The 24057-nt window shown below is 59.2% G+C and carries 22 protein-coding genes; 5 read left to right on the forward strand and 17 right to left on the reverse strand.

Annotated elements, in window-relative coordinates; genetic code table 11:
* A partial coding sequence (locus VGL70_16730; GenBank protein HEY3305171.1) for a hypothetical protein occupies window positions 1-209 on the reverse strand: 209 nt, incomplete at its 3' end.
* 337 nt (window positions 210-546) lie between these two features.
* Between VGL70_16730 and VGL70_16735 the strand changes: the two genes are divergently transcribed.
* Window positions 547-864: a nitroreductase/quinone reductase family protein gene (locus tag VGL70_16735; protein HEY3305172.1), complete on the forward strand. Its 318-nt coding sequence runs from the start codon at window positions 547-549 to the stop codon at window positions 862-864.
* A gap of 71 nt (window positions 865-935) precedes the next feature.
* Here VGL70_16735 and VGL70_16740 read toward each other — a convergent pair whose 3' ends face one another.
* The 4 genes from VGL70_16740 to VGL70_16755 form a co-directional block, all read right to left on the reverse strand.
* Complete coding sequence (locus VGL70_16740) at window positions 936-3107, reverse strand: amylo-alpha-1,6-glucosidase (GenBank protein HEY3305173.1); 2172 nt, start codon at window positions 3105-3107, stop codon at window positions 936-938.
* Window positions 3108-3114: 7 nt separating this feature from the next.
* Window positions 3115-4155 carry a glycosyltransferase family 4 protein gene (locus VGL70_16745; GenBank protein ID HEY3305174.1) on the reverse strand — a complete coding sequence of 347 codons (1041 nt, stop codon included), beginning with the start codon at window positions 4153-4155 and terminating at the stop codon, window positions 3115-3117.
* Between the two features lie 270 nt (window positions 4156-4425).
* A complete protein-coding gene (locus VGL70_16750; GenBank protein HEY3305175.1) occupies window positions 4426-4644 on the reverse strand; it encodes a hypothetical protein in 219 nt (72 codons plus the stop codon).
* 66 nt (window positions 4645-4710) lie between these two features.
* Window positions 4711-7020 (reverse strand): xanthine dehydrogenase family protein molybdopterin-binding subunit, encoded by a 2310-nt coding sequence (locus VGL70_16755; protein HEY3305176.1) that lies wholly within the window; start codon window positions 7018-7020, stop codon window positions 4711-4713.
* A 41-nt stretch (window positions 7021-7061) separates the two neighbouring features.
* On the opposite strand from VGL70_16755, the gene VGL70_16760 reads away from it, so the two are divergent.
* The 4 genes from VGL70_16760 (at window position 7062) to VGL70_16775 (ending at window position 11005) form a co-directional block, all read left to right on the forward strand.
* On the forward strand, window positions 7062-7892 hold the full coding sequence (locus tag VGL70_16760) for a phosphodiester glycosidase family protein (protein ID HEY3305177.1): 831 nt from the start codon (window positions 7062-7064) through the stop codon (window positions 7890-7892).
* A gap of 88 nt (window positions 7893-7980) precedes the next feature.
* Complete coding sequence (locus tag VGL70_16765) at window positions 7981-8880, forward strand: LysR family transcriptional regulator (GenBank protein ID HEY3305178.1); 900 nt, start codon at window positions 7981-7983, stop codon at window positions 8878-8880.
* 318 nt (window positions 8881-9198) lie between these two features.
* Window positions 9199-9909 carry a substrate-binding domain-containing protein gene (locus tag VGL70_16770; protein HEY3305179.1) on the forward strand — a complete coding sequence of 237 codons (711 nt, stop codon included), beginning with the start codon at window positions 9199-9201 and terminating at the stop codon, window positions 9907-9909.
* A gap of 13 nt (window positions 9910-9922) precedes the next feature.
* Window positions 9923-11005: an ABC transporter substrate-binding protein gene (locus VGL70_16775; GenBank protein HEY3305180.1), complete on the forward strand. Its 1083-nt coding sequence runs from the start codon at window positions 9923-9925 to the stop codon at window positions 11003-11005.
* 207 nt (window positions 11006-11212) lie between these two features.
* Here the strand turns inward: VGL70_16775 and VGL70_16780 are convergent, their stop codons facing one another.
* The 12 genes from VGL70_16780 to VGL70_16835 all read right to left on the reverse strand — a co-directional run bounded on the left by VGL70_16780 (window position 11213) and on the right by VGL70_16835 (window position 24016).
* Window positions 11213-12652, reverse strand: a complete 1440-nt coding sequence (locus VGL70_16780) for an NADH-quinone oxidoreductase subunit N (GenBank protein ID HEY3305181.1) — start codon at window positions 12650-12652, stop codon at window positions 11213-11215.
* Window positions 12642-14180 (reverse strand): NADH-quinone oxidoreductase subunit M, encoded by a 1539-nt coding sequence (locus VGL70_16785; protein ID HEY3305182.1) that lies wholly within the window; start codon window positions 14178-14180, stop codon window positions 12642-12644. Before VGL70_16785 ends, VGL70_16780 begins: the two co-directional genes overlap by 11 nt.
* Before the next feature lie 4 nt (window positions 14181-14184).
* On the reverse strand, window positions 14185-16086 hold the full coding sequence (gene nuoL / locus VGL70_16790) for an NADH-quinone oxidoreductase subunit L (protein ID HEY3305183.1): 1902 nt from the start codon (window positions 16084-16086) through the stop codon (window positions 14185-14187).
* Between the two features lie 67 nt (window positions 16087-16153).
* On the reverse strand, window positions 16154-16456 hold the full coding sequence (gene nuoK / locus VGL70_16795) for an NADH-quinone oxidoreductase subunit NuoK (GenBank protein HEY3305184.1): 303 nt from the start codon (window positions 16454-16456) through the stop codon (window positions 16154-16156).
* A 2-nt stretch (window positions 16457-16458) separates the two neighbouring features.
* Window positions 16459-16941, reverse strand: coding sequence for an NADH-quinone oxidoreductase subunit J (locus VGL70_16800; GenBank protein ID HEY3305185.1), 483 nt, complete (start codon window positions 16939-16941; stop codon window positions 16459-16461).
* 7 nt (window positions 16942-16948) lie between these two features.
* A complete protein-coding gene (locus tag VGL70_16805) occupies window positions 16949-18058 on the reverse strand; it encodes an NADH-quinone oxidoreductase subunit H (GenBank protein HEY3305186.1) in 1110 nt (369 codons plus the stop codon).
* Window positions 18055-19635, reverse strand: coding sequence for a molybdopterin-dependent oxidoreductase (locus VGL70_16810; protein ID HEY3305187.1), 1581 nt, complete (start codon window positions 19633-19635; stop codon window positions 18055-18057). The genes VGL70_16805 and VGL70_16810 overlap by 4 nt, the downstream gene beginning before the upstream one ends.
* A 4-nt stretch (window positions 19636-19639) precedes the next feature.
* A complete protein-coding gene (gene nuoF / locus VGL70_16815) occupies window positions 19640-20911 on the reverse strand; it encodes an NADH-quinone oxidoreductase subunit NuoF (protein ID HEY3305188.1) in 1272 nt (423 codons plus the stop codon).
* 4 nt (window positions 20912-20915) lie between these two features.
* Window positions 20916-21389: an NADH-quinone oxidoreductase subunit NuoE gene (nuoE, locus tag VGL70_16820; GenBank protein ID HEY3305189.1), complete on the reverse strand. Its 474-nt coding sequence runs from the start codon at window positions 21387-21389 to the stop codon at window positions 20916-20918.
* 49 nt (window positions 21390-21438) lie between these two features.
* Entirely contained in the window at window positions 21439-22629 is a 1191-nt protein-coding gene (locus VGL70_16825; protein ID HEY3305190.1) for an NADH-quinone oxidoreductase subunit D, read from the reverse strand.
* A gap of 464 nt (window positions 22630-23093) precedes the next feature.
* Window positions 23094-23654, reverse strand: a complete 561-nt coding sequence (locus VGL70_16830; GenBank protein HEY3305191.1) for an NADH-quinone oxidoreductase subunit C — start codon at window positions 23652-23654, stop codon at window positions 23094-23096.
* 5 nt (window positions 23655-23659) lie between these two features.
* Window positions 23660-24016 carry an NADH-quinone oxidoreductase subunit A gene (locus VGL70_16835; GenBank protein ID HEY3305192.1) on the reverse strand — a complete coding sequence of 119 codons (357 nt, stop codon included), beginning with the start codon at window positions 24014-24016 and terminating at the stop codon, window positions 23660-23662.
* Between the last annotated feature and the right edge of the window lie 41 nt (window positions 24017-24057).

Consider the following 24057-nt stretch of genomic DNA (forward strand, 5'->3'; position numbering starts at 1 on the left):
TTGATCTCGATGGTGAAAGCGCCCCAATTTTTGAAGAACAGACGAATCACCGGGAGCGGCAAGTTCCCCTGCATGAGCGCCTTCATGAACGGTCCCTGAGTCACCCGTTCGTCCCAACGCTTAATCACCTTCGCGTTCACCGCGTCCAGATATGCTTTGGCCTCGTCGGCGCTCATCTTGACCGCAAGTTTCGGAGTTTTTATTTCCATGCGCTTCTCCTGATCGATTGCGCTCAGAATTAACCCGCGAAGAAAAGGGAGTCAAGCCGCAATCTTAACAGTCAGCGGCAATGTTTCCTATCTCCACGCGGAGGGAGCCGGCCTGTCCGTGAGCGAAGATCGGCTTGGAGGCACAGGAACTCTCTGCGAAGCTGAGGAAAAGCAGCATCGATGTTTGAGCCGCCATGCTTTTCGGCGGCGAGTTTCGATGCTGCCCGAAGCGAGCAGAAAGAGTTCCCGCCGACGAGACGCTGAAGCGAACGGGCGGGCCGATCCCTCCGCTCTTAGAGATGTTGCACGGATTTTTACACCCGCTTATATTCAGCCCATGAAATTAAAAAACGAATCCGTCTTCGTCGGCGAGCTAACGACGGTCGGCCGGAGCAGCGGTATTCCGCGCACGGTCGAGCTGAGGATGGTTTATCTCGACGGAAAATTCTACGCCGCGTCGAGCAACCTCGAGGGCAAGCACTGGTGCCGGAACATGATCGAGAATTCCAACGTAACCGTAAAAGCGGAAGGCGAGAAATTTTCCTGTCAGGCGCGGCAAGTCGCGGATGAAAAGCTACGCGTGCGCGTCCTCAAGCTACGCGACGCGACGCCGCTGTCGGAGCGCATGGTCTTCGAGATGGCGCCGGCCGGTTGAGTTCCGAGTTTCAGGTTCCGGGTTTCGGGCTTTCAACTCGGAACTCGCAACGCGAAACCCGAAACTGTTTTTTATTTCACCAGCAGGATCTTAACGTCGCCCTCTTTTTTCAGTATATTGACGCCGACGTCGTCTTCGTGCCGTTGAAAGACGAGATCCACGGAACTTTGGCCCACCTTGAGATTCTTGATCCGAACCTCGCGCAAAAATTCGGGCAGCACGGGATGGGAGATGTGAATCTGGTTCACCGGCGCCTTGATCGAGATACCGAGACAGGCCTGCAAGAGATAGAAAACCGCGGCCGCCGACCACGATTGCGGCGCGCACGCGACGGGATAGAGTGTGGGCCCTTCTCCCGGACGGCGCGAAAATCCGCAAAAAAGCTCGGGCATGCGCCGCAGCTCCAAGATCTGACTCGCGTCGAAGAGACCGGTTAAAACCTTTATCGCCACCTCCTTGAATCCGTACTGCGCCAGTCCGTAAGCGATCATGGCGTTGTCGTGCGGCCACACGGAGCCGTTGTGGTAGGACATCGGATTGTAACGCACCTCCGACGCCGCGACGGTGCGGACGCCCCACCCGGAAAACGAATCCGCGCTCGACAGAGTCTCCGACGCCGCTCGTGCGTGCTCCGGGGCGGCGATGCCCGCGAAGAGGCAATGCCCCGCGTTTGATGTGCGCACCCGACACGGACGTTTTTTACCGTCGAGCGCCAGCGCATATGTGGAGAGATCTTCGCACCAATAGGTTCTTTCGAACTGCTCCTCCAGGGCATCCGCCTCGCGCCAAAGATCGGCCGCGGTTTTCGTTTTCTCCAGCAAGTCGGCAAGCTGGGCGGCGTATTGTTTGGCCGCATACACATAGCCCTGTACCTCGCAAAGCGCCAACGGCCCTTCCGCCAAGGCGCCGTCGGCGTGGAAGACGGAGTCCTTGGAATCTTTCCACCCTTGATGAATGAGCCCGTTGCTGGAGTGCTTGAGATACTCGACGAAGCCGTCTCGGTCCATGTCGCCGTACTCGTCGATCCATGTGAGGGCGCGCTCGATATTCGGCCAGATCGATTCGACGAACGCCCGGTCTGCGGTCCGTTCGTAGTAAGCGCCCGCCAGGATGATAAAGAGCGGCGTCGCATCGACGCTTCCGTAATAACGCCCGAATGGGACTTCGCCCAACGCCGCCATCTCCCCTTTGCGGGTTTCGTGGAGAATTTTGCCCGGCTCGGCGTCCTGCTCGGGAATGACTTCCTTGGCTTGGTTCGCGGCGAGATAGGCGAGAACCCCCTTGGCGATGGAGGGATCGATCCAGAGAAATTCCAGCGCCGTGATGATGCCGTCGCGTCCGAAAACCGTGCTGAACCAGGGAACGCCGGCGTATGGATACGGCCCGTTCGGTGTTTCAGTGATCATCATGCGCAGGTCGGCGACGGAACGATTGAGCCAATCGTTGAACTGCACGTTCGAAGTATCGATGCCGCATGCGCCTGCTATATTTTGCGGCGGATGAAAAGCCAGCTCCGCTTGTTCCAAGGCTTCGTCGTAAGCGAGCGGCGCCCTTCGGGCGTTCCCCGATTCGCACGAAGCGGTCAAAAAAATCGTGGTCTCGTCCTTCGGATTTACGGTCAGGACAAAATTCATGTACGAGCGGGAGATTTCATTCGGCTGGGGCGCGCATTCCAGCCGCGTCCGGCGGATCACGCCGTCGAGGCCCTGGTAGGCCAGCACCACCGATTTTTTTTCCACCTGGTCTTCCAGGCGCCGTCCCTTTTTCGGTCTGCTCATGCCCCGGACTTCGAAGATGTCGTCGAAATCGGACCCGAAGTTGAGGGACAACGACAATTTAACCGGCGTCAGTCCGTGATTCATGATTTTGAAACGCTCGTAGCAGACCGCCTGCCAAAGAAACTTGGAACGAAAAATATGCAGCGTGCCGCGTGGCACCACGACCTCTTCGCCCACTTTGACGTCCGGGTTGGTGAGGTCCACGGCCAGCAGCGTATTATCGTCACGCACGGTGGAACTCAGCAGCAGCGGTCGGGTGTTGCCCAGTCTCAGTTCCAGGCGCGAGAGAAACCGCGTGCCTTCGTGATAGACGCCTTCTTCGCCCAAACCGACGGGGCGGATATCGCCGTAGCGATCGAAAACGGCGAAGGTCTCGCCGTGTTTGAGCACGCGCACGCGGTCTTCCGCCGCGGCCGTCGTGGCGAGGATATAGAACTGATCTTCGACCTTGATGATGTCGTCCAAGCGATGCCTATGCGGCGAAGGTTCGAGTTTCAGCCTGTGTACGGTAGACCTCGAGATAATCTTCGACCATGCGCGCGGCGCTGAAGCGCTTCTCGAAAACCCGGCGGCATTCTTCCCGGCTCAGGCCGGGAATCCGCTCGAGGCTCGCGACCGCGTCTTCGACCGTATCGACGATAAAGCCCGTAACGCCGTCGTCGATGACTTCGGGGACGGAGCCGCAGCGAAACGCGATCGTCGGCGTGCCGCAAGCCATCGCCTCGATCATCACCAGGCCGAAAGGCTCCGGCCAATCGATCGGGAAAAGATGGGCATAGGCGTTGCCGAGAAATTCCTGCTTATCCGCCTCGCCGATCTCGCCCACGTATTCGATCAACGGGTCTTTGATCATCGGCTCGACGCGGCTCTTGTAATATTCCAAGTCGGCGTGGTCTATCTTCGCGGCGATCTTGAGAGAAATTCCGGTCTGTTTGGAAATTGCGATCGCCCGCTCGATTCTTTTTTCCGGGGAAAATCTACCGAGAAAAGCGAGATACCTCCCAGGTTTCGTATGAAGCGAGTAGAGGTCTTCCGGCAGTCCATGATGAATGGTTCCCTGCCAATTCAACCACGGCAGCGGCGCTCGCTGGCTGTCGGAGATGGAAACTACGGGCACCTCGGAAAATTCCCGATAGAGGGGCACGAGATCGGGAAGATCGAGCCGCCCGTGGAGCGTCGTGAAATTCGGCGTCATCAACCGTCTAGCGAGAGAATAATGCAGATAGCTCAGGTGAAAGTGAATGATATCGAACTCGCCGGCTGACCTGGCCACCTGCTCGATCTCGAGGATGTGGTAGAGAATCGGGTCGGCGCACTCGGCGTTTAACCGCAACGCCTCGTCGCAGGCGGGAACGAGGTTGGCCGATGTGACCGAATCGCCGCTGGCGAAGAGCGTCACCTCATGCTCCTGTCGCACCAACTCTTCGGTCAGACACGATACGATTCGTTCCGTCCCTCCATAGTATTTCGGCGGCACGCTCTCGTACAGAGGGGAAACTTGCGCGATCCTCAAGAACTTCCTCTCGACGTTTTTTCGGCACGTTAACCGGCAGAGACGATCGTCGGCCTGGGATCGGAAAAGACGTTCAGGATATCATCATAGCCGGGAAAACTCCGTTGATTGAGTCTTGCACAAATATCGAGAGAGACCAAGATAGGCAAAAACTCTAGCTCGATAAATCGATAGCGGCGCGCGGGCAGCGTACTGATTCTCCGGAGGCCCGCCAGCAACCAGAGCCATCGATCGCTCACGCCTGAAGAGAACGGTCGTTCTGAAGAAAGGTTACTTTTGCTTCTCCTTCTGCTCTTGAAGGCTCTTTTCCACGTTCTCCATACCTTTCGCCATCCCCTCGTACATTTTCTGCTCCTTGGCCGCTCCTTCCTGGAGCGCCTTTTTAATTTCAGCATCCCTCTCGGCCGAGCTTTTTTCATCCTTGCCGCAGCCCGTTCCCCACAACAGTACAACGGCCAAACAGGCAACCGTCCTCGATCGGTATTTCATCGCTACTCCCCCTTTCGAAATAAATTCTATATTACAGCGCTAGCACGAGACGGCGCCGCCTTGCAATCAAACTTTCGCCCCTCGGCACAAGCGCCAGATCTTCTCGGGCTTGAGCGGCATGTCGATGTGAGCGACGCCGAAGGGAGAAAGGGCGTCCACCACCGCATTGACGATCGCCGGCGTGGAGCCGATCGTCCCCGCCTCGCCGATCCCCTTCGCGCCCAGCGGATTGACCGGCGTGGGCGTCTCGGTCCGCGCCAGCTTGAAGGGCGGAAAATTTTCGGCCTTGGGCAAGGCGTAGCCCGCGAGGCTGCCGGTCGCGAGCTGGCCGTTCTCGTCATAGACGAGTTCTTCGTAGAGAGCCTGCCCGAGTCCCTGCGCGATGCCGCCGTGTATTTGTCCCTCGACTAGAAGCGGATTGATCACCTTGCCGCAATCGTCCACGGCGATATATTTTTTTATTTTCACCGCGCCCGATTCGGGATCGACTTCGACGACACAGATGTGCGTGCCGAAGGGAAAAGTAAAATTAGCCGGCTCGAACTCGGCGGTCGCGAAAAGCCCGGGCGCCGTCTTCTTAGCCGGTTTCGTCGCTAGATGAGCTTCGGACGCGATCTGCCCGAGCGTGAGCGCCTTTTTCGGCACGCCCTTGACGCTGAAACGACCGGCGGCGAAGACGATATCCTCGACGTCCGCCTCGAACAGGCGCGCGGCGATCTCGCGCGCCTTCTCCTTCACTTTCTCGGCCGCTTGAAGCACGGCAACTCCGCCGACCGCCGTCGCGCGGCTGCCGAAAGTCCCGACGCCGCTCGGCACCACGGCGGTATCGCCGTGCGCCACCGTGATATCGTCGAGAGCGACTCCCAGCTCGTCGCCGACGATCTGCGCGAACGAAGTCTCCTGTCCCTGTCCGTGGGGCGAGGCGCCGGTAAGAACCGTGACTTTCCCCGTCGGCTCGACCTGGACGCTCGCGTGCTCCGGCAAACCCGGTCCCATGGCGCAGATTTCGACGTAGGTGGAGAGACCGATGCCGAGATATCTTCTCTGCTTTCTCAGCCGCTTTTGCTCGCGCCTGAGCTTCGGATAACCGGCGAGCCTGAGAGCCTTGTTGAGCGCGCCTTGATAGTTGCCGCTGTCGTAGTTCAACCCGGTCGCGGTGCTCAACGGAAATTCGCCGGGCTTGGGAAAATTTTTTCTCCGCGCCTCCACCGGATCGACGCCGAGCTCGCCGGCGATCCGGTCTATCATGCGCTCGATCACGTAGGTCGCCTCGGGCCTTCCGGCTCCGCGATAGGCGTCGGTGGACATCTTGTTGGTGAAGACCCCCGTGACCTCGATGCCGATCGCCGGGATCTTATAGCAGCCGGAAAGCATCAAGCCGGTAAAGCGCGGGATCTCCGGCGTGTAGAGCTGGTGATAAGCGCCGATGTCGGCGACGACTCTGGATCGCAACCCCAAAATTCTTCCGTCCTTTTTGACCGCCGCCTCGATCTCCGCCGCCTGGCCCCGGCCGTGAATCGTGGAATGCATGTTCTCGCGGCGGTTTTCGATCCATTTGACCGGGCGACCGAGGCGCAGCGCGAGATAGGCGACCAGCGCCTCCTCCGCGTAGATATTGAGCTTGCTGCCGAATCCGCCGCCGACCTCGGGAGCGATGACGCGCACCTCTTTTTCGGGCAGCTTGAGCATTTGGGCGAGCCGGCTCTTGAGCAGGTGCGGGATCTGCGTAGAAGACCAAACGGTCAATTCCTCTTCTTCGCCGAGATAGCGTGCCAGGACCGCGCGCGTTTCCAGCGCGACCGGCGCAAGACGCTGGTGAATGAACCGTTGTTTGACGATCTTATCGGCCCGTTCGAATGCTCCGGAGAGGTCGCCCTGGCTGCGGTTCGAGCGAAAGGCGACGTTATCGGGCCACTCCGGGTGGACGACGGGGCTTTCTTTTGTGAGGGCCGCTTCAGGATCCGAGACAACGGGAAGAGGCTCGTAGCTCACTTCGACCAGCTCGAGCGCGTCGGCGGCGGCGTAGCGGTCCTCAGCAACCACCACCGCCACTCCTTCGCCGGCGAAACAAACTTTGTCGATCGCGAGGACATGATGCTTGGGAACTCGGAGCGTCGGGTTTTGGCTATCGACGGGCAACGGCCCGATCGCATCCCGGAGGTCGGCGCCCGCCAAAACAGCGACGACACCGGGCAGCCCGAGTACATGCCCGGTCCGAATCGATTGAATCTTTGCGTGCGCGTGCGGGCTGCGGACAATCGCCGCATGCAATATATCGGGCAGGCGGATATCATCGACATAACGAGCGCGACCGCGAATCAACCTCGGATCTTCGCGCCGCTTCACCTTGGCGCCGACGAGTTTGCTGAGAGGCACGGTTTTTTTCCGCAGACCCTTTTGTTATCATTTATAGCCTAATGGCGCGCGGACGAGCAAGAATTCTCTGGATATTGTTTTTTCTGCTGACATTCCCGTCCAGAAGCTTAACGCAAGCGCCGATCCATAGACTCAAGAACAGTCCCGGCCTCGCGGTAACGGACCTGGGGAGCTGGAAGGTCATCTATAAAGGAGCCGAATTCCGCAAGGTGAGGCTTGAGCGCGCCGAGCCGTATCATTGGCTCGAGCTCAAGCTCGTTCGCCTGGATACCCGATGGATCGAGCCGCGCGTCGTCCGCAGCTCGCAATTCAACCTCAAGAGCGCCAACGTGAAGACGCTGGCGGAAAAGAGCGGCGCCATCGCGATGATCAACGCCAATTACTTCGACGAAAAGGGACTGCCGCTGGGGTTTCTCAAAACCGCCCATGAAGCCAACCTCAACCTCTCCAAAAGTCCCCTCTATACGGGCGTCTTTGCCATCAAAGACCGCGCGCCGTTCATCGCGCACCGAGACGAATTCGTACCCCACCAGGCCGACGAGGGTCTCCAGGCGGGTCCATTGCTGCTGGCGAAAGGCGCCCCCTTGAGCGTGACGCGCGGCGCCGACCGGCAATTCCGCCGTTCGGTCATCGGCATGGACTCTAACCAGAAGTTGATCGTCGCCGTTACCGATACGTTCTTCGGTGGTCTTACCTGGGTGGAGCTGCAGGAATTTTTCGGCTCGGCCGAGTGGCAGGCGCAGACATCCGACCTGCTCAACCTCGACGGCGGCGGCTCGACGCAGCTCCACGTCAGGGGGGCTCAGTTCGAGGAATACGTGCCGGGCACGGTCGAAGTCCCCGTCGCCATCGGTCTCTTCGCGGCGAAGTAAGACTTCCGTTCCAGACATTTTTCTTGCAGTCACACAGGGTGGGTGGTATAAAAAGCCGACCTACAATGGTGCTCTTTGCCGATCACTTATGACGCTGCACCAACTGAAAGTATTCGTCAAGGTGGCTGAAATGCAAAGTTTCACGCAAGCGGCAAAGGCGCTGCGTCTCACCCAGCCTTCGGTTTCCGCCCTGGTACAGGACTTGGTCGCCGAACTGAGGTACAAATTGTTCGAGCGGCGGGGAGCGAAGGTTTTTCTAACAAAGGAGGGAAATATCCTCCTGCGCCGCACCCAGGAGGCCCTCGCCATCATCGAGGAAACCAAGGACGAGATCGACGAAATCCACGGGCTAAAGAAGGGAAAGCTCTCCATCGGCGCGTGCGCCATCGCCGGAGCGTCTTTTCTTCCCGGCGCTCTTCAGTCTTTCAAGGAGTCTCATCCGGGAATCGATATCGGCTTGAAAATTCAGCGCAGCATCGCTTTGGAAAAGATGCTCGTGGAGGGAGAATTCGATGTCGCGATTCTCGGTTGCGTGCCCCGCTCGGCCAATTTACGCGGCATACTTTACAAGCGCGAAGACATCTTGGTCGTCGCGCCGCCGGACCATCCGCTCAACAGAAAGCGCACCGTCCCCTTGACGCTGCTTGCCAAGGCGTCCTTGATCGCCCAGCAGAAAGGCAGCCTCGTGCGCGACATGGTGGAAGAAAAATTCGCTGAGAAGGGACTTCGGTTCGCTCCCCTGTTGGAGATCGATATCGACCGGGGCGGCTGGGAAGCCATCAAGGCGTCCGTGGTGAGCGGCCTTGGAATCGGCTTTCTTTGCAAGCAACACATCGAATCGGACCTCAAGGCCGGCAGACTCAAAGAGCTCCGTGTCCCGGGGCTGGATCTAAAACGCCCCGTTTACATCGCCTTTCGAAAAAACCGCCAGCGGTTTTCCGCCGTCGAGGCATTCGTTGAATTTGTAAAAGACTACAGAGGTCAGTGATGCCATTTGAACAACCTGGGTCTTCCGGACCGTCTATTCCATGCTGACAACCGCTTCGTCGTCCAGACGGAGCAACATCTTCTCGAACGGCATCTTCGTAACTAAAGGCAACAAAATTGTCTGTGTTCAGCTATGACGCTGCACCAGTTAAGAGTATTCGCGAAGGTCGCCGAGCTGCAAAGCTTCACCGAGGCGGCCAAGGCATTACGGCTCAGCCAGCCTTCCGTTTCCTCCTTGGTCCAAGGTTTGGTACGCGAATTGAAGTACAAATTGTTCGAGCGGCGGGGAATAAAAATCGCGCTCACGCCCGCGGGCAAAGTGCTTCTTCGCCGCGCGCAGGAAGCCCTCGCCATTATCGAGGGAACGAAGGATGAGATCGATGAGATTCAAGGGCTGAGGAAGGAAAAGCTTAACGTAGGAGGATCGGGTCTTGCGGCTTCCTTTTTGCCTGCGGCAATCCAAACCTTCAAGAGGGCACATCCGGAAATCGAGGTCACATTGACCATCGATAGGAGCAGGAATCTAGAAAATGGACTTTTAGAAGGCGATCTGGACATCGGGGTCCTAAGTCACGTCCATTCTCCCCTTTTAGCGCATACGCTCTATGGCGAAGACGACCTGATCGTCATTGCGTCACCTAACCACCCGCTAACCAAGAAACATTCCGTGCCGCTCGAGCTTCTGGCGCGGGAGCCTTCGGTGATGTTCGAGAGAGGCGGACTCATGTATGACATGATCCAAAGAAGATTTGCCGAAAGCAGGATATCGTTTAACCCCACCTTGGAAGTGAAAACCCGTTCGATTGCCAGAGACGCGATTAAGAGCGCGGTTTCCAATGGGATCGGCATTGGATTTATAGCTAAGCGCCACGTAGAGGCCGATATAAAAGCGGGACGATTAAAGAGACTCAAAGTTCCCGAATTCAATTTGAAGCGGCAAATGTATGTGGTAACCCATAAGAAGCGGAACAGCGGTACACCGGTTAAAGAATTCAAAGATTTCCTATTGCAGTATAAAAACGAGGGATGAAGGTATGCCGAGAATGCCTATTGCAGTTGTATCACTCCTGATCGCTTTTCAGGCGGGTTGGTGCCCTCCTGCTTGGGCCGCGGCCGTCGAAAAGGTTTTGGCGGAAATCAACCAGTTGCCTGCCGACCAAAGACAAAAAAGGCTCGAGGACGGAGCTCGAAAAGAAGGCCGCCTCAGTTGGTATTCCAACGCCAACCTCGATCAAATGCGCCACCTCGCCGATGGATTCATGAAGCGATACCCGGAGATAAAAATAGAGTACTGGCGCGGTGGGGGTAATCGGGTAACCGATCGCGTGCTTCTTGAGCATCGCGCCGGCAAGCTGGATGCCGATATCGTTGGAATGCCGTTTGAGGCGGGACTATCGATAAAAAACGCCGGTGTTTGGGCGAGGTATCACTCACCTGAAAGTAAATATTATTCCAAGATGTTCTTCGACCCTGAAGGATACTGGCACTCCAGCCATCTCGCCATCAGCGTCATCGGTTACAATACCAATCTGGTGAGAATGGAAGAGGCGCCAAAAGACTATCCTGACCTGTTAAGTCCCAAGTGGAAAAGCGAGATTTCCATAGACACGGAACCCGAGCGCGTAGTGATGGGATGGTTGATAAAATGGGGCGAACAAAAAACCCGCAATTTTCTCAAAGGCGTGATGCAAAATGGAGCCATTCCCCGGCGCGGCAAAACTCTCCAAACGCAACTCCTTTGCGGCGGTGAATTTAAGATCGCCCTCGATCTATTGGCTGCAAGGGTCGCCCAATATAGAAACGACTTGAGATGCCCGTCGGCTCTTGTTTTTCCGAACCCCACCGTCGGGACGGTGGCCAACCTGGATGGCATCACGACGGCTGCGCAACGGCCCCATGCAGCAGCCCTGTTTATAGACTATATTCTCGGCGCCGACGGCTCGAAGATATTGGCGAATACGGGGCGAATCGTCGGGCGCAAAGGCGTCAAATCCCGGTACGAAGAGCTCTCGAACCTCGAAGAGAAAAACATCCCCCTCCTTCTCATTGCTCCCGAGGCGGCTCAAAAGCTTGCGGACGCTACACAGCAAATCGTCGCTGAAATCTTGATTCGTCGTCAGTTCTGAAGCTGTGACCGCCCCTATGACGCTGCACCAGTTAAGAGTATTCGCCAAAGTAGCCGAGCTGCAAAGCTTCACCGAGGCGGCCAAGCGTAGCATTTCGTCAAAAATAACAAAGCCGAGACGGTCCGCGCCATGACCGCATTCAGCTCATCTTAAACAAGTCACGGACTCTAGCTTGTTGGAAGCCACGAGCGAGGGTCTCCGGTTTTTTCAGCGCAAGGAAGAAAAAGCATTGAGGCTGAGGTCCAGCGCCGGCGCGGGAAAAACTCCCAGATAGATCGTTCCGAGCACCGCGACGGCGATCGCGAGATAGAGATACGGCGCGCGGGCGAACGATTTTCCTTCCGCCCCGCCCTCTTCCATGTACATCATCACGATCACACGAAGATAATAGACCACGGAGAGAAGGCTGTTGAGCGCGCCGATGATCGCGAGATCGACGTGGCCGGTGGTGACCGCGGAGCTGAAAAGATAAAATTTCCCGGTGAAGCCGCCGAGCGGCGGAAAGCCCGCGAGCGAGAGCATGAACAGCGCCATCGCCATGCCCAGAAACGGCCGCTTGAAGCCGAGCCCGGCGAAGTCGCCGTAGGCCTCGTTGTCTCTCGCGCCGTCCTTTAAAGCGATGAGCACGGCGAACGCGCCGAGCGTCATCGCCGCGTAACTCAGCAGATAAAAGAGCAGCGCCTGTCCGCCCGCCGCGCCGCCGGCCACCAGCGCGATGAGCAGGTACCCCGCGTGGGCGATGCTCGAGTAGGCGAGCATCCGCTTGACGCTCGACTGCGAGATCGCGACGACGTTTCCCACGGTCATCGTGAGAATCGCCAGCGCCTTGACAGGCACCGTCCACTCGCCTTGCAGCGGCGACAATGAGTGGAGAAAGATCCGCGCCCAGCCGGCGAAAGCGGCGGCTTTGACCGCGACCGCCATGAAAGCCGTGATCGGAGTGGGCGCGCCTTCGTAGACGTCCGGCACCCAGAAATGAAACGGCACTGCGGCGACTTTAAACGCAAGGCCGATGAGCACGAGAAAAACGCCCGTGAGAAGCAACAGCGATGGCTGACCTCCATCCGGTTTCAGCGCCGAGGCGACGCGCGCGAGCTGCGTCGAGCCGGTCGTGCCGTAGATAAGCGCGATGCCGTAGAGCAGAAAGCCGGTGGCGAACGCGCCGATGAGAAAATATTTCATCGCCGCCTCCGCCGCCTCGGCGCGCTCGCGCCATATCCCGGTCAGAACGTAGACGGCGATCGACATCGTCTCCAGGCCGAGAAAAAAGAGGATGAGATCGTTGGCCGCGGCCATGAGAATCATCCCGAACGCGGCGAGCAAGACGAGCACGTAGAATTCTCCCTCGCGAATCTCGGTTTCCCGCACGTATTGAACCGAAGAGAGAATCGTCAGCGCGGCGGCGCCGAGAAAAAACAGCGTGAAGAAAAACGCGAAACGATCGAGCAGGATGGTATTCTGAAACGCGCCTCCCTGGCCGTCGCGAAGAAAAACCGCCATCCCGCCCGCGATCGCGAGGCCGACGAGGCTGATCCAGACGAGAAGGCCCTTCTCCTTTTTAGGGACGAACAGGTCCAGGACCAGCGCCGCGAGCGCGGTCAAGAGCACTTCGGCCGACGGGAGAAGAGGCGTGAGGTTAGTTTCCACGCGCGGCTTTCTCCTCCCAGACGGTCTCGCCTTGGATCAGCGGGATAGCGAGCTTCTGGCTCTCGACTCTCTCGATGACCAGGCGAGCTGAGCTTTTCATCCGGCTTAAGAAAGGCTGGGGGTAGATGCCCATGAAAAAGATCAACGCTATGATCGGCGCCAACATGCAGATCTCTCGCGCGTTCATGTCTTCGAGCCTCTGGTTCTCCGGCCGCGCAAGAGGGCCGAAAACCACGCGGCGAAACATCCACAGCATGGTGATCGCGCCGAGAACGACGCCGGTGGCGGCGATTGCCGTCCATATCGGGGCCGTTGCGAACGCGCCCAGCAGGATCAGAAACTCGCCGACGAAGCCGTTGAGCCCAGGAAGCCCGATGGAAGAAAGAGTGACCACGAGAAAAAACCCGGAGAAAATCGGGATCTGCTTCCACAAGCCGCCGAAGTCGTCGATCAGGCGCGTGTGCCGCCGGTCGTAGATCATGCCGACTATAAGAAACAAAGCGCCGGTGGAGAGACCGTGGTTGAGCATCTGGTAGACCGCACCTTCGATGCCTTGAAGGTTGAACGCGAACAGGCCCAGCATGACGAAGCCCAGATGACTCACCGACGAATAAGCGACGAGCTTTTTAAGGTCGTCCTGCATCATCGCGACCATGGCGCCGTAGACGATGCCGACGACCGCGAGCGCGACGACCCACGGCGCCGCGGAAAGCGCGGCCGCGGGAAACAACGGAATCGCGAAGCGTAAAAAACCGTAAGTCCCCATCTTGAGGAGAACGCCGGCGAGAATGACCGAGCCGGCGGTCGGCGCCTCGACGTGCGCGTCGGGGAGCCAGGTGTGAAGCGGGAACAGCGGGACTTTGATGGCGAACGAAAGCGCGAAGGCGAGGAACAGCCACATCTGCTCGTCGTAGGGAAGATTGAGATTCGAGATGCGGAGGAGGTCGAAGGTCAGGCTCTGGGTCACCTGAAAATTCCGCGTCGCGAGAAAGATGATGCCGACCAGCATGAGCAGGCTCCCGGCCATCGTGTAAATTACGAACTTGACCGCGGCGTAGATCCGGCGCTCGCCGCCCCAGACGCCGATCAAAAAATACATCGGCACCAGCATCACCTCCCAGAAGACGTAGAAGAGGAACAGATCGACGGCAACCAGGGCGCCGAGCATGCCGGTCTCGAGGAACAGCATGAAAAAGAGATACTCCTTAACTCTGTCGTGGATCGTCCAGGACGCCAGGATTGCGACCGGCGTGAGGAAAGCCGTGAGCAAAACGAGAAAAAGACTGAGGCCGTCGATGCCGACGGCGTACTCGATCCCATAGGCTGGAATCCAGCGAAGCCGCTCGACGAGCTGCATCGCGCCGGTATTCGGGTCGAAGCGCCAGAGAATCCACAGCGACTGGAGAAACGCGAGGAGGCTCACCCCCAGCGCGGCCTTGAACAGCGCCGAAGTTTGGCGCCGGGGAATAAAAAGCAGCGCCGCCGCCCCCAGCGTGGGAAGAAAAACCAGGAGGCTTAAATCTTTCACCGCTTCACCACCTCAAAAAATACGCGAAGATCAAAAGCGTTCCGGCCAGAAAGGCGAACAGGTAGTGTTGCACGTTGCCGCTCTGAAGCCGGCGCCACGAGAGGCTTCTCGCGCGCACGCTCGCGGCGACGCCGTTGACGATGCCGTCGATGAATCCGGGATCGAAGCGCCGCGCCAGCCAGTTGGACCACGCAGTGAAGGGCTGCACGAAGAGCCGGTCGTAAAGTTCATCGACGTAGTATTTGTTACCGAGCCATCGATAGAGTGCGCCGGCGGCGATTCGCTCCGCGATCTTGCTGTCGCGGCCGTAGAGAAAGTACGCGACCAGGGCACCGAGCGCGCCTAATCCGACTGTGAGCGCCATCAGAAATAGTTCTTCGCTCAGCGCATGATGCTCCGCCGCTTTAGGCCCGCCGAACACCGGCTGCAGCCAATGATCCCACACGCCGCCCCACATAAACTCTGGCGTGGCCAGCCAGCCGGCGAAGATCGAGCCCAGCGCGAGGACGATCAGCGGCGCGGTCATGACCCGCGGCGATTCATGAATATGAGATCGGGACGGCTCGGGCACGCGCGACGGGCCATGAAACACCATGAAGAACTGGCGGAACATGTAAAAAGCTGTCAGTCCCGCCGTGAGCCATGCCATCCCCCAAAGCGCGATCGACCGGCTCGCATAGACCTCCCACAGAATCCGGTCCTTGGAAAAAAACCCTGCCGTGAGCGGCGCGCCGGAAATCGCCAGGGCAGCGATCAGGTAAGTCCAGTAAGTGACCGGCAGATGGCGCCGGAGACCGCCCATCTTCCGCATATCTTGTTCTCCATCGAGCGCGTGGATGACGCTTCCCGATCCGAGAAACAGACAGGCCTTGAAAAAAGCGTGCGTGAAGAGATGGAACACGGCCGCGCTGAAGGCGCCGACGCCGACGGCGAGAAACATGTAACCCAATTGGCTGACCGTGGAATAGGCCAGCACGCGCTTGATGTCGTTTTGGGCAACGGCGATGGTCGCGGCAAAAATCGCCGTGAGGGCGCCGATGGCTGCGACGACGGCGAGCGTCTCGGGCGCCAGCGTGAAGAGAAAGTTGAGGCGCGCCGTCATGTAAACGCCGGCGGTCACCATCGTCGCCGCGTGGATCAGCGCGCTGACGGGCGTAGGCCCTTGCATCGCGTCGGGGAGCCAGACATAGAGCGGGATCTGCGCCGACTTGCCGGTCGCGCCGGTGAAGAAGAGCAAGGTGACGAGCGCCACGATCTCGGGCCTGAGGAGATGGGCCGCCTGGCGCAAGTCGGAGAAGTTAAGCGACGGCACGCCGTGGCGGCTCATTTCCCAGAAGAGCAGCAGGAGGCCCAGGATAAAGCCGAAGTCGCCGATGCGGTTCACGATGAAGGCCTTGTTCCCGGCGATCGTGTTGGTGTGGTCCCGGTACCAGAAGCCGATCAGGAGATACGAGCAGAGACCGACTCCTTCCCAGCCGACAAAGAGGACGAGCAGGTTGTCGGCCAGGACCAAGAGCGACATAAAAAAAACGAAGAGATTGAGATACGCGAAGTAGCGGATCATGCCTTCGTCGTGGGCCATGTAGCCCAACGAATAAACGTGGATGAGAAAACCGATCCCGGTGATGACGAGCAGCATGACCACGGTCAAGGGATCCGCCTGAAAAGAAAGGCTCGCTTTGAACGGCTCCGAATCGATCCAAGTAAAGACCGTATCGCGAAAGACCCCCGTCGGTGACAAAAGCAAGAAAACCTGGAGTGAAACGAGGAACGATAACGCCACGGCAGCGCAGGCGAGAAAGCCGGCGGATTTGCGGCCCAACCGCGCCCCGAAAAAGATATTGACCGCGGCGCCAAGCAGTGGAAAAAGCGGTATGTAACGAAGTAGAGTCAAAGTTGCCGTCATTCCGGATCAATCCAAAATCTAAAATCCAAAACCTGTCCTGAGCCCAGTCGAAGGATCCAAAATCGATTTACCACCTGAGGAACTGCATGTCCTGGGGATCCAAGGTCTGGCGGTGGCGAAAGACCGAGATGATGATCGCGAGCCCCACCACCGCTTCCGCCGCCGCTACGGTCATCACGAAAAATACGATCACCTGTCCGTCCATCGAGCCGAGAAAGCGGGCGAAAGCGATGAACGTCAGATTGACGGCGTTCAGCATCAGCTCGATCGACATCAGTATGACGATGATGTTGCGCCGGATGACGACGCCGGCGACGCCGATGACGAAGAGCACGGCGCTGAGCGCGAGATAGTAAGGCAACGGGACCAAGATCAGCTCGCTTTCTTCCCCAGCGTCACCGCGCCGATGATCGCGACCAGGAGGAGAACCGAGGCGATCTCGAAAGGCAGAGCGTAATCGGTGAAGAGGCTCCGGGCCAGCGCCTCCGGCGCGCCGAAGTTTCCGGCGACGGGCGACGGCTGGAAATCCGCCGGCCGGTAAAAAAACAGCGCGACCAGCTCCCAGAGGAGCGCCAGCGACGCGAGCGAGCCGGCGGTCCACCAGACGGCCGGCCGCGGCTCCAGCGCCGCCGGATTCAGCAGCATGATGACGAAAAGAAAGAGAATCATGATCGCGCCGGCGTAGACCAGCACCTGCAGCGCGCCGACCATCGGGGCATCCAGCGTGATAAACAAAACGGAGACCAGGAAGAGCGTCGCCGCGAGCGCCATCGCGTTATGAACCACGTTGCGGCGAAAAATGACGAGCAGAGAGAACACGACCGAAAGAACGGCGAGGATGAAAAAGAGGATCATCGCGCACTCATGGATGAGAGGAAAATCCTTGCCGGAGCACGATCCAAACGGCGGTGACGACGAGGTTGACGGCCGCGACCGGCAGCATCATTTTCCAGCCGAGGCGCATCACCTGATCGTAGCGAAAGCGCGGCAGGCTCCAGCGCAGGAGAATCTGCAGCCAGCAGAAAAAGATCACTTTGACCGTGAAGGCGCCGACCTGGAGCAAGGTCACGCCGAGGGGAGCCAGGAGGAGCGTGCCGCCCCAGGGAAAATGAAAGCCGTCGCGCATGAGCCAGGGCACCTGCCAGCCGCCGAAAAAGAGCGTCGTGACGAGGCCCGCGGCCGTGACGATCTCGGCGAACTCGCCGGCGAAGAACATCAAAAACTTTCCGCCGGAATATTCCACGTGATAGCCGGCGACGAGCTCCGATTCGCCCTCGGGGATATCGAACGGTATGCGCTTGGTCTCGGCGACCGCCGCGGTAAAGAAGAGCAGGAACCCTACCGGCTGGAGAAAAATTCCCCAGGCCGGGAGCCACCCCCCCCAGAGGAGCCCGCCCTGCGCCCGCACCATCTCTTGCGGCTCGAGCGTGGCGTAGAACATCAGCACCCCCATGATCGAGAGGCCCATGGCGATCTCGTAGGAGATCATCTGCGCCGCGCCTCGCACGCCGCCGAGCAGCGAGAATTTGTTGTTCGAGGCCCACGCGCCGATGACGATGCCGTAAACGCCGAGCGAAGCCATGGCGAAGAGATAGAGGATGCCGATGTTCAAGTTCGCGACCTGCAGGTTGATCTCGCGGCCGCCGAGGATCAAGACGTCGCCGAACGGAATGACGGCGAACGTGACCAGCGCCGGAAAAAGCGCCAGACAGGGCGCCAGCGTGTGCAGCAGCTTGTCGCCGCGCGCCGGAATGAAATCTTCTTTGAAGAGGAATTTGATCGGATCGGCGATCAGCGTGTTGACCAGCCCCAGGCCGGCGAAGCCGAAGATCGAAGCGCGGTTGGCGCCGATGCGGTCCTGGATGAGGGCGCTGCCCTTGCGCTCGATCCAGCCTAGAATGCCGGCCAGATTGAGCACCATGAAGAGAACGAGAAAGGCCTTGGCCGCGATGATCCCGACATCGATGATCATGGCTGTCGTGTTTCGAGTTGGAATCCCAAATCGCCAATCTGATCGTAACTCAGGCCGCGATAAACGGGAATCGCCTGCGCGAGCGCCGCGAAGATTTCCGCGGGACCGGGATAGGGCGGCTTCTCTCCCATCGCCGCCAGCAGCCGGGAAAAAATCTCCCAGTCCTGGAGCGCCCCGGAAGGCGGGACGAGCGCCGGGTTGACCTTCTGCACCCTGCCGCGGCGGTTCGTGTAGCTGCCTTCTTTCTCCGCGAAGTTCGTCGCGGGAAGAACCACGTGCGCGAGCTTCGCCGTCGGCGTGAGGCGCGTTTCCTGTACGACGAGGAAAGAGAGCTTCTCCAGAGCGCTTCTGATCTTCTGGCCGTCGCCGGGAAGCGTCGCCAGGTCCTCGCTGACGATATACGCGCCGCGAAAGCCGCCGCCGATCAGCCGGCCGGCGAGCGCATCGAAGCCGCCGTCCGAGCCGACGCCCATGTCGCTGGCGCCGCGAAAATTCGGCGAGCGATCCGGGCTCATGAGAACCTTCTCGACTTCGGTGAGCGCCCTCTCCCGATAGAAAACCTCGATCGCGGCCTGCGAGAAAATTTTTCGCATCAAACGCCCGAAGAGAAACGCCTCTTCGTTCGTGTTCCGTCCGGAAAGCACGCCGGCGACCGGCGCCGCCGCGCCGAGACCCGCGATCACGGCCTGGAGCGCCGTCCTCCAATCGGTCGGCGCGAGGCCGCCCTCCTGCCGGATCAGCGGTGCGCTGATTCGTTCGCCTTCGGTCAAGGCATGAAAAGAATAGCGCCCCTCGTCGCACAGCCAATGACTGTTCACCGCTTCGTTGATCCTCGGCTTGAAGCGCGCGATACGATTTTGGTAGGTCTCGACCGAGATATTGCAGCCGGTGCTGCAGCCGGGGCAGACGGACGGCGTTTTCTTGAGATACCAGACCCTTACTTTGAAGCGGAAATCGCGGTCGGTGAGCGCGCCGACCGGGCAGACGTCCACGACGTTGACCGAGAGCGGGTTGTCCAAAATCTTTCCCGGGAACAGAGCGATCGTGGAATCGTCGCCGCGGTTCACTACCGTGAGCTCGTCGGTGTGCGTCACCTCCTGCAAAAAACGCACGCAACGGGTGCACTTGATGCAGCGCTCGCCGTCGAAGACGACAAAGGGTCCGAAGATCTCGCGCTTGCGGTCGTGCTCTTTTCTCTCGTCGAACCGGCTTGGCGAGAGGTCGTGCTCCATATAATAGTCTTGCAGCCAGCATTCGCCCGCCTGGTCGCAGATCGGACAATCGAGCGGATGATTGATGAGCAGGAACTCCATCACCGCGCGGCGCGCTTCGAGAACTTTCGCACTCTCCGTCTTGACCGCCATGCCCTCGGCGACCTGCGTATTGCAGGCGATCTGGAGCTTGGGCATCTTCTCGATCTCCACCAGGCACATGCGGCAGTTGCCCGCGATCGTGAGCTTGGGGTGATAGCAATAATGGGGAATGGCGATTCCCGCCTCGGCCGCCGCCTGGATGACGGTCTTGCCTTTCGTCGTCGCGATTTCCCGCCCGTCGATGGTGATTTTTACCGGGTCCATCGTCTCAGCTCGCTGAAACCGTGCATTTCTTTTGTGCGATGTGCGCGTCGAATTCCGGGCGGAATTTTTTGATGAACGCGGCGGCCGGCATCGCCGCGGCGTCGCCGAAGGGGCAGATCGTGTTCCCCATGATATTGCCGCTGACGCTCAGGATGAGCTCCAGATCGCCGGCTTTTCCCTCGCCGCGCTCGACGCGCCGGAAGATCTTTTCCATCCAGTGGCAGCCTTCGCGGCACGGGCTGCATTGGCCGCACGATTCGTGGGCAAAAAAACGGGAAATGTTCCATGCCGACCTGACCATGCAGGTGGATTCGTCCATGACGATCACGCCGCCGGAGCCGAGGAGCGTGCCGGCGGCCTGGAACGACTCGTAGTCCATCGTGACGCCGTCCAACTCATCCGCGCGCAGCACCGGCATCGACGCGCCGCCGGGAATGACGCCCTTCAACTTTTTTCCGTTCGGCACGCCGCCGCAGTCCTCTTCGAGGAATTTTTTGAACGGATAACCCATGTCCACTTCGTAGACTCCGGGTTTTCTGATATGGCCGCTGACGCTGAAGAGCTTGGTTCCCTTGCTTTTCTCCGTGCCGATCGCGGCGTACCTCGCGGCGCCCCGCTCGACGATCCAGGGAAGCGACGCCAGCGTCTCGACGTTGTTGACGACGGTCGGGCAGCCGAAGAGACCGTGCGTCGCCGGAAACGGCGGCTTGACCTTGGGCCAGCCCTTGCCGCCTTCGAGCGAAGAGAGCAGTCCCGTCTCCTCGCCGCAGATATAGGCGCCCGCGCCGCGATGGAGGATCAGGTCGATGTCGTAGCCGGCGCCAAAAATATTTTTGCCCAGATATCCCGCCGCGACGGCTTCCTCGATCGCGCGCCCGAGCACTTTGGCGCCGAAGCTGAGCTCGCCGCGAATATAGATGAACGCCGTGTGCGATCGGATCGCGTAGGCGGCGATGATCGTGCCTTCGATGATTGAATGCGGATCCTTCTCGATCAAGAGACGGTCTTTGAACGTGCCGGGCTCGCTCTCGTCGGCGTTGCAGACGACGTACTTCGGCTTGGGGCTGTCCTTGGGAACGAAGCCCCATTTCATCCCCGTGGGAAAGCCGGCCCCGCCGCGGCCGCGCAAACCCGAGGCTTTGATCTCATCGATCAGCCGCTCGGGCGACATCTCGCGCACGACTTTCTCGAGCGCCCGGTAGCCGCCCCGCGAGCGATATGCGCCGATCGTGTGCGAGTCGGGCGCGTCGACGTTGCGTAGAAGAATTTTCTCCATCGAGTTATTTCAGCCGGTCGAGAATCTCGCCCACGTTTTGCTCGCTCAGGTTCTCATAGTAGTCGTCGTTCACCTGCATCATCGGCGCGGTGCCGCACGAGGCGAGGCACTCGACTTCCGACAGCGTGAATCTCCCGTCCGCCGTCGTCTCTCCTAGTTCGATCCCGAGTTTAGCTTTGATCGCCGCCGTGATCCTTTCCGCCCCGGCGAGCGCGCAGGGGAGCGTCCGGCAGACCTGGGTGTGATGCCGGCCGATCGGCTTCATGTTGAGCATGGTATAGAAGGTGACGACGCCGTAGACCCGCGCCACCGGCACGTCCATGATCGCGGCGACGTATTCGATCGCCTCCGGACCGAGATAGCCGAACTCTTCCTGTGCGAGGTAGAGAACCGGCAGCATCGCCGCTTCCTTCTTCGGATAGCGGCCGACGATTGCGTCGAATTTTTTGTGCGTCTCGGGTGAAAATTCCAAAGCCATTTTTTCTAGACGTAGGGGCGGGTTTCAAACCCGCCCCTACCTTCGTTCTTTATCGATCGCATTCCCCGCCGATCATGTTGATCATCCCGAAGGTCGGCACGATGTCCGCCAGCATGTATCCTTTGATCATCTCATGAAAGGCGCCCATCGCAATGAAGCACGGCGGGCGCACGCGCACGCGATAGGGCTTCCCCCCCCCCTCGCTCACGATGTAAAAGCCCAACTCGCCGTTGCCGCCCTCGACGGGAAAATAGACTTCCCCCGGCGGGACCTGGATGCCCTCCATGATGATTTTGAAGTGGTGCATCAGTCCTTCGATGCTGTTGTAAACTTTTTCTTTTTCCGGCAGCACGACGCGCGGATCGTCGAGCGAGACCGGTCCCGCCGGCAGTTTTTTAAGCGCCTGCTCGACGATTCTCATGCTCTGCTCGATCTCCTCGACGCGGCAGATAAACCGGTCGTAGTTGTCGCCTTTGCTCCCCAGCGGCACCGTGAAGTCCAACTGATCGTAGATCAAGTACGGATTGGCTCTGCGCACGTCGTAGCTGACTCCCGTCGAGCGGAGAATGGGGCCGGTGAGACCGTAGGAAATCGCCGTCTCGCGGGAAATCACGCCCACGTTCGACATCCGTTCGATGAAGATCCGGTTGCGCGCGAGCAGGCGCTCGCAGTCGGCGAGCAGCCGGCGCACTTTGCGGAAAGCGTCCGCGACCTTTTCGGCGAAGCCGGGCGGGAGATCGTGCTTCAAACCGCCGATGCGGACGTAAGTGATCGTAAGCCGCGCGCCGGTCACCTCCTCGATGATTCTCATCAGGAACTCGCGCGCCTCGATCATGTAAAACCCCACCGTGATCGCACCCAGCTCGGAGGCGGCCATGCCGCAGCAAGTGAGATGATCCGTCACGCGCGAGATCTCGCTCATGATCGTGCGGATAAATTGACAGCGCGGCGGCGCCTCCACGCCGAGGAGCTTTTCCACGGCCAACGCATAGCCCGCGTTGTTGATGAGCGGCGAGACGTAGTTGAGACGGTCGGTGTAAGGAATGACTTGAGTCCAGGTCGCCTGCTCGGACATCTTGTCGAAGCCGCGATGGAGATATCCGACTTCCGTGTCGCACTCGAGCACTTTCTCGCCTTCCAGCTTGAGATTTAACTTGATGGTCCCATGGGTCGCCGGATGGGAAGGACCCATCTGCAAGTCCATGGGCTCCAGCGGCAGCTCTTTGGCTTCGGTTTTCATGAGTGTGACGACAAGCGGCGCCCTAGACAGGATTATTCACACGATCAGCCCTCAAGCGCGAGCCGCTCCGGGCGCGGGCAATAGTTTCTGTGGCTCGAAGGCCGCCCTCGCCGTCCACCTCAAGGGTGCTAACTCCATTTGCCGGGCCTGCCGTGTTGCTCCACGTCCCTGTGCCCTTCGCCCTTCGGGCTCGCGCTCTCGGGCTTCCCGCTTCCATGCGCCGGCACGGTTCCGCAGGGGGCGAGGATGAAAGCCGCAGGCACAGGGACGCGGAGGTACAATGGCTTGTCTGGTGCTTGATATACCGGAGCATGGTATTTCGATTGTTCGCTTAAGCGCAAATATCTCGACCGAGTCTACGAGGCACTGACCTATTGCCTGCGGCTGGAAGCCTCGCCCCTGAGGAACCGGGGGGAATGATACTTTGTTCATAGGATTACCGGTTGCGTACTGAACAATCCGGGTTAGCGCTTCTCCGCCTTCTGCTTCAGTTGCAAGAGCTTATTGTCCGACCGGACATCGACGAACGTCCCCGCCAGCGGCCGCTCGGGAACGAGAGGCTGGCGCTGGTTCACCGGATAATCTTTCCTGAGCGGATAACCGCGAAACTCCTCGTAGAGAAGAATCCGCCTGAGATCCGGATGGCCGCGAAAGCGAATGCCGAACATGTCCCACACCTCGCGCTCGAGCCAGTTCGCCCCTTTCCACAGCGGCGTCAGCGAATCGACTTCGGCCGCTTCTTCAGACAGCGGAACTTTGACGCGAAATCGGCGATGCGAGCGCAGCGAAAGCAGGTGATAGACGACTTCGAAGCGCGGCGATTTTTTTCCCAGGTAATCGACCGCGGTGATGTCGGCGAGAAAATCGAAGTCCAGCCTGGGATCGTCTTTGAGGAAGCGGACGATCTCGATCAGCTTCTCCGGGCCGACGACGACCGTTTCGTCGCCGCGAAACGCGTGCGCGTCAAGAATCGCCGGTCCGAACTTTTCGCCGAGGTATCGGATGCTCGGGCTCTCTTCGGCCATGAAACTCACTCCAGGTCCAGGGCGCCTTTCTTCCAGGCGTAGATAAAGCCGATCGCCGCGATGATTAAAAAGATTCCCATCTCCACCAGGCCAAAAATCCCCAGGCGGCGAAACATGACGGCCCAGGGATAAAGAAAAACCGCTTCCAGGTCGAAAATCAGAAAAAGCATGGCCACGAGATAAAACTTTACCGGAAAGCGAATCCGGGCGTCGCCTTTGGGAGGATTTCCCGACTCGAAAGGCTCGGCCTTCACCGCGCTCGGCTTCTTGGGACCGGCGATCTGCGCGAGCGAAAGGAGCCCCAATACGACCAGGCCTGCGAAGAAAAATAGGACGAGGACGGGAAAAAACGGATCGCTCATCAATGGACCACGTTGGCGACCACGCCGGGGGTCACGTTAAA

It is taken from the genome of Candidatus Binatia bacterium, from assembly GCA_036504975.1.
In the GTDB taxonomy this organism is placed as follows: domain Bacteria; phylum Desulfobacterota; class Binatia; order UBA9968; family UBA9968; genus JAJPJQ01.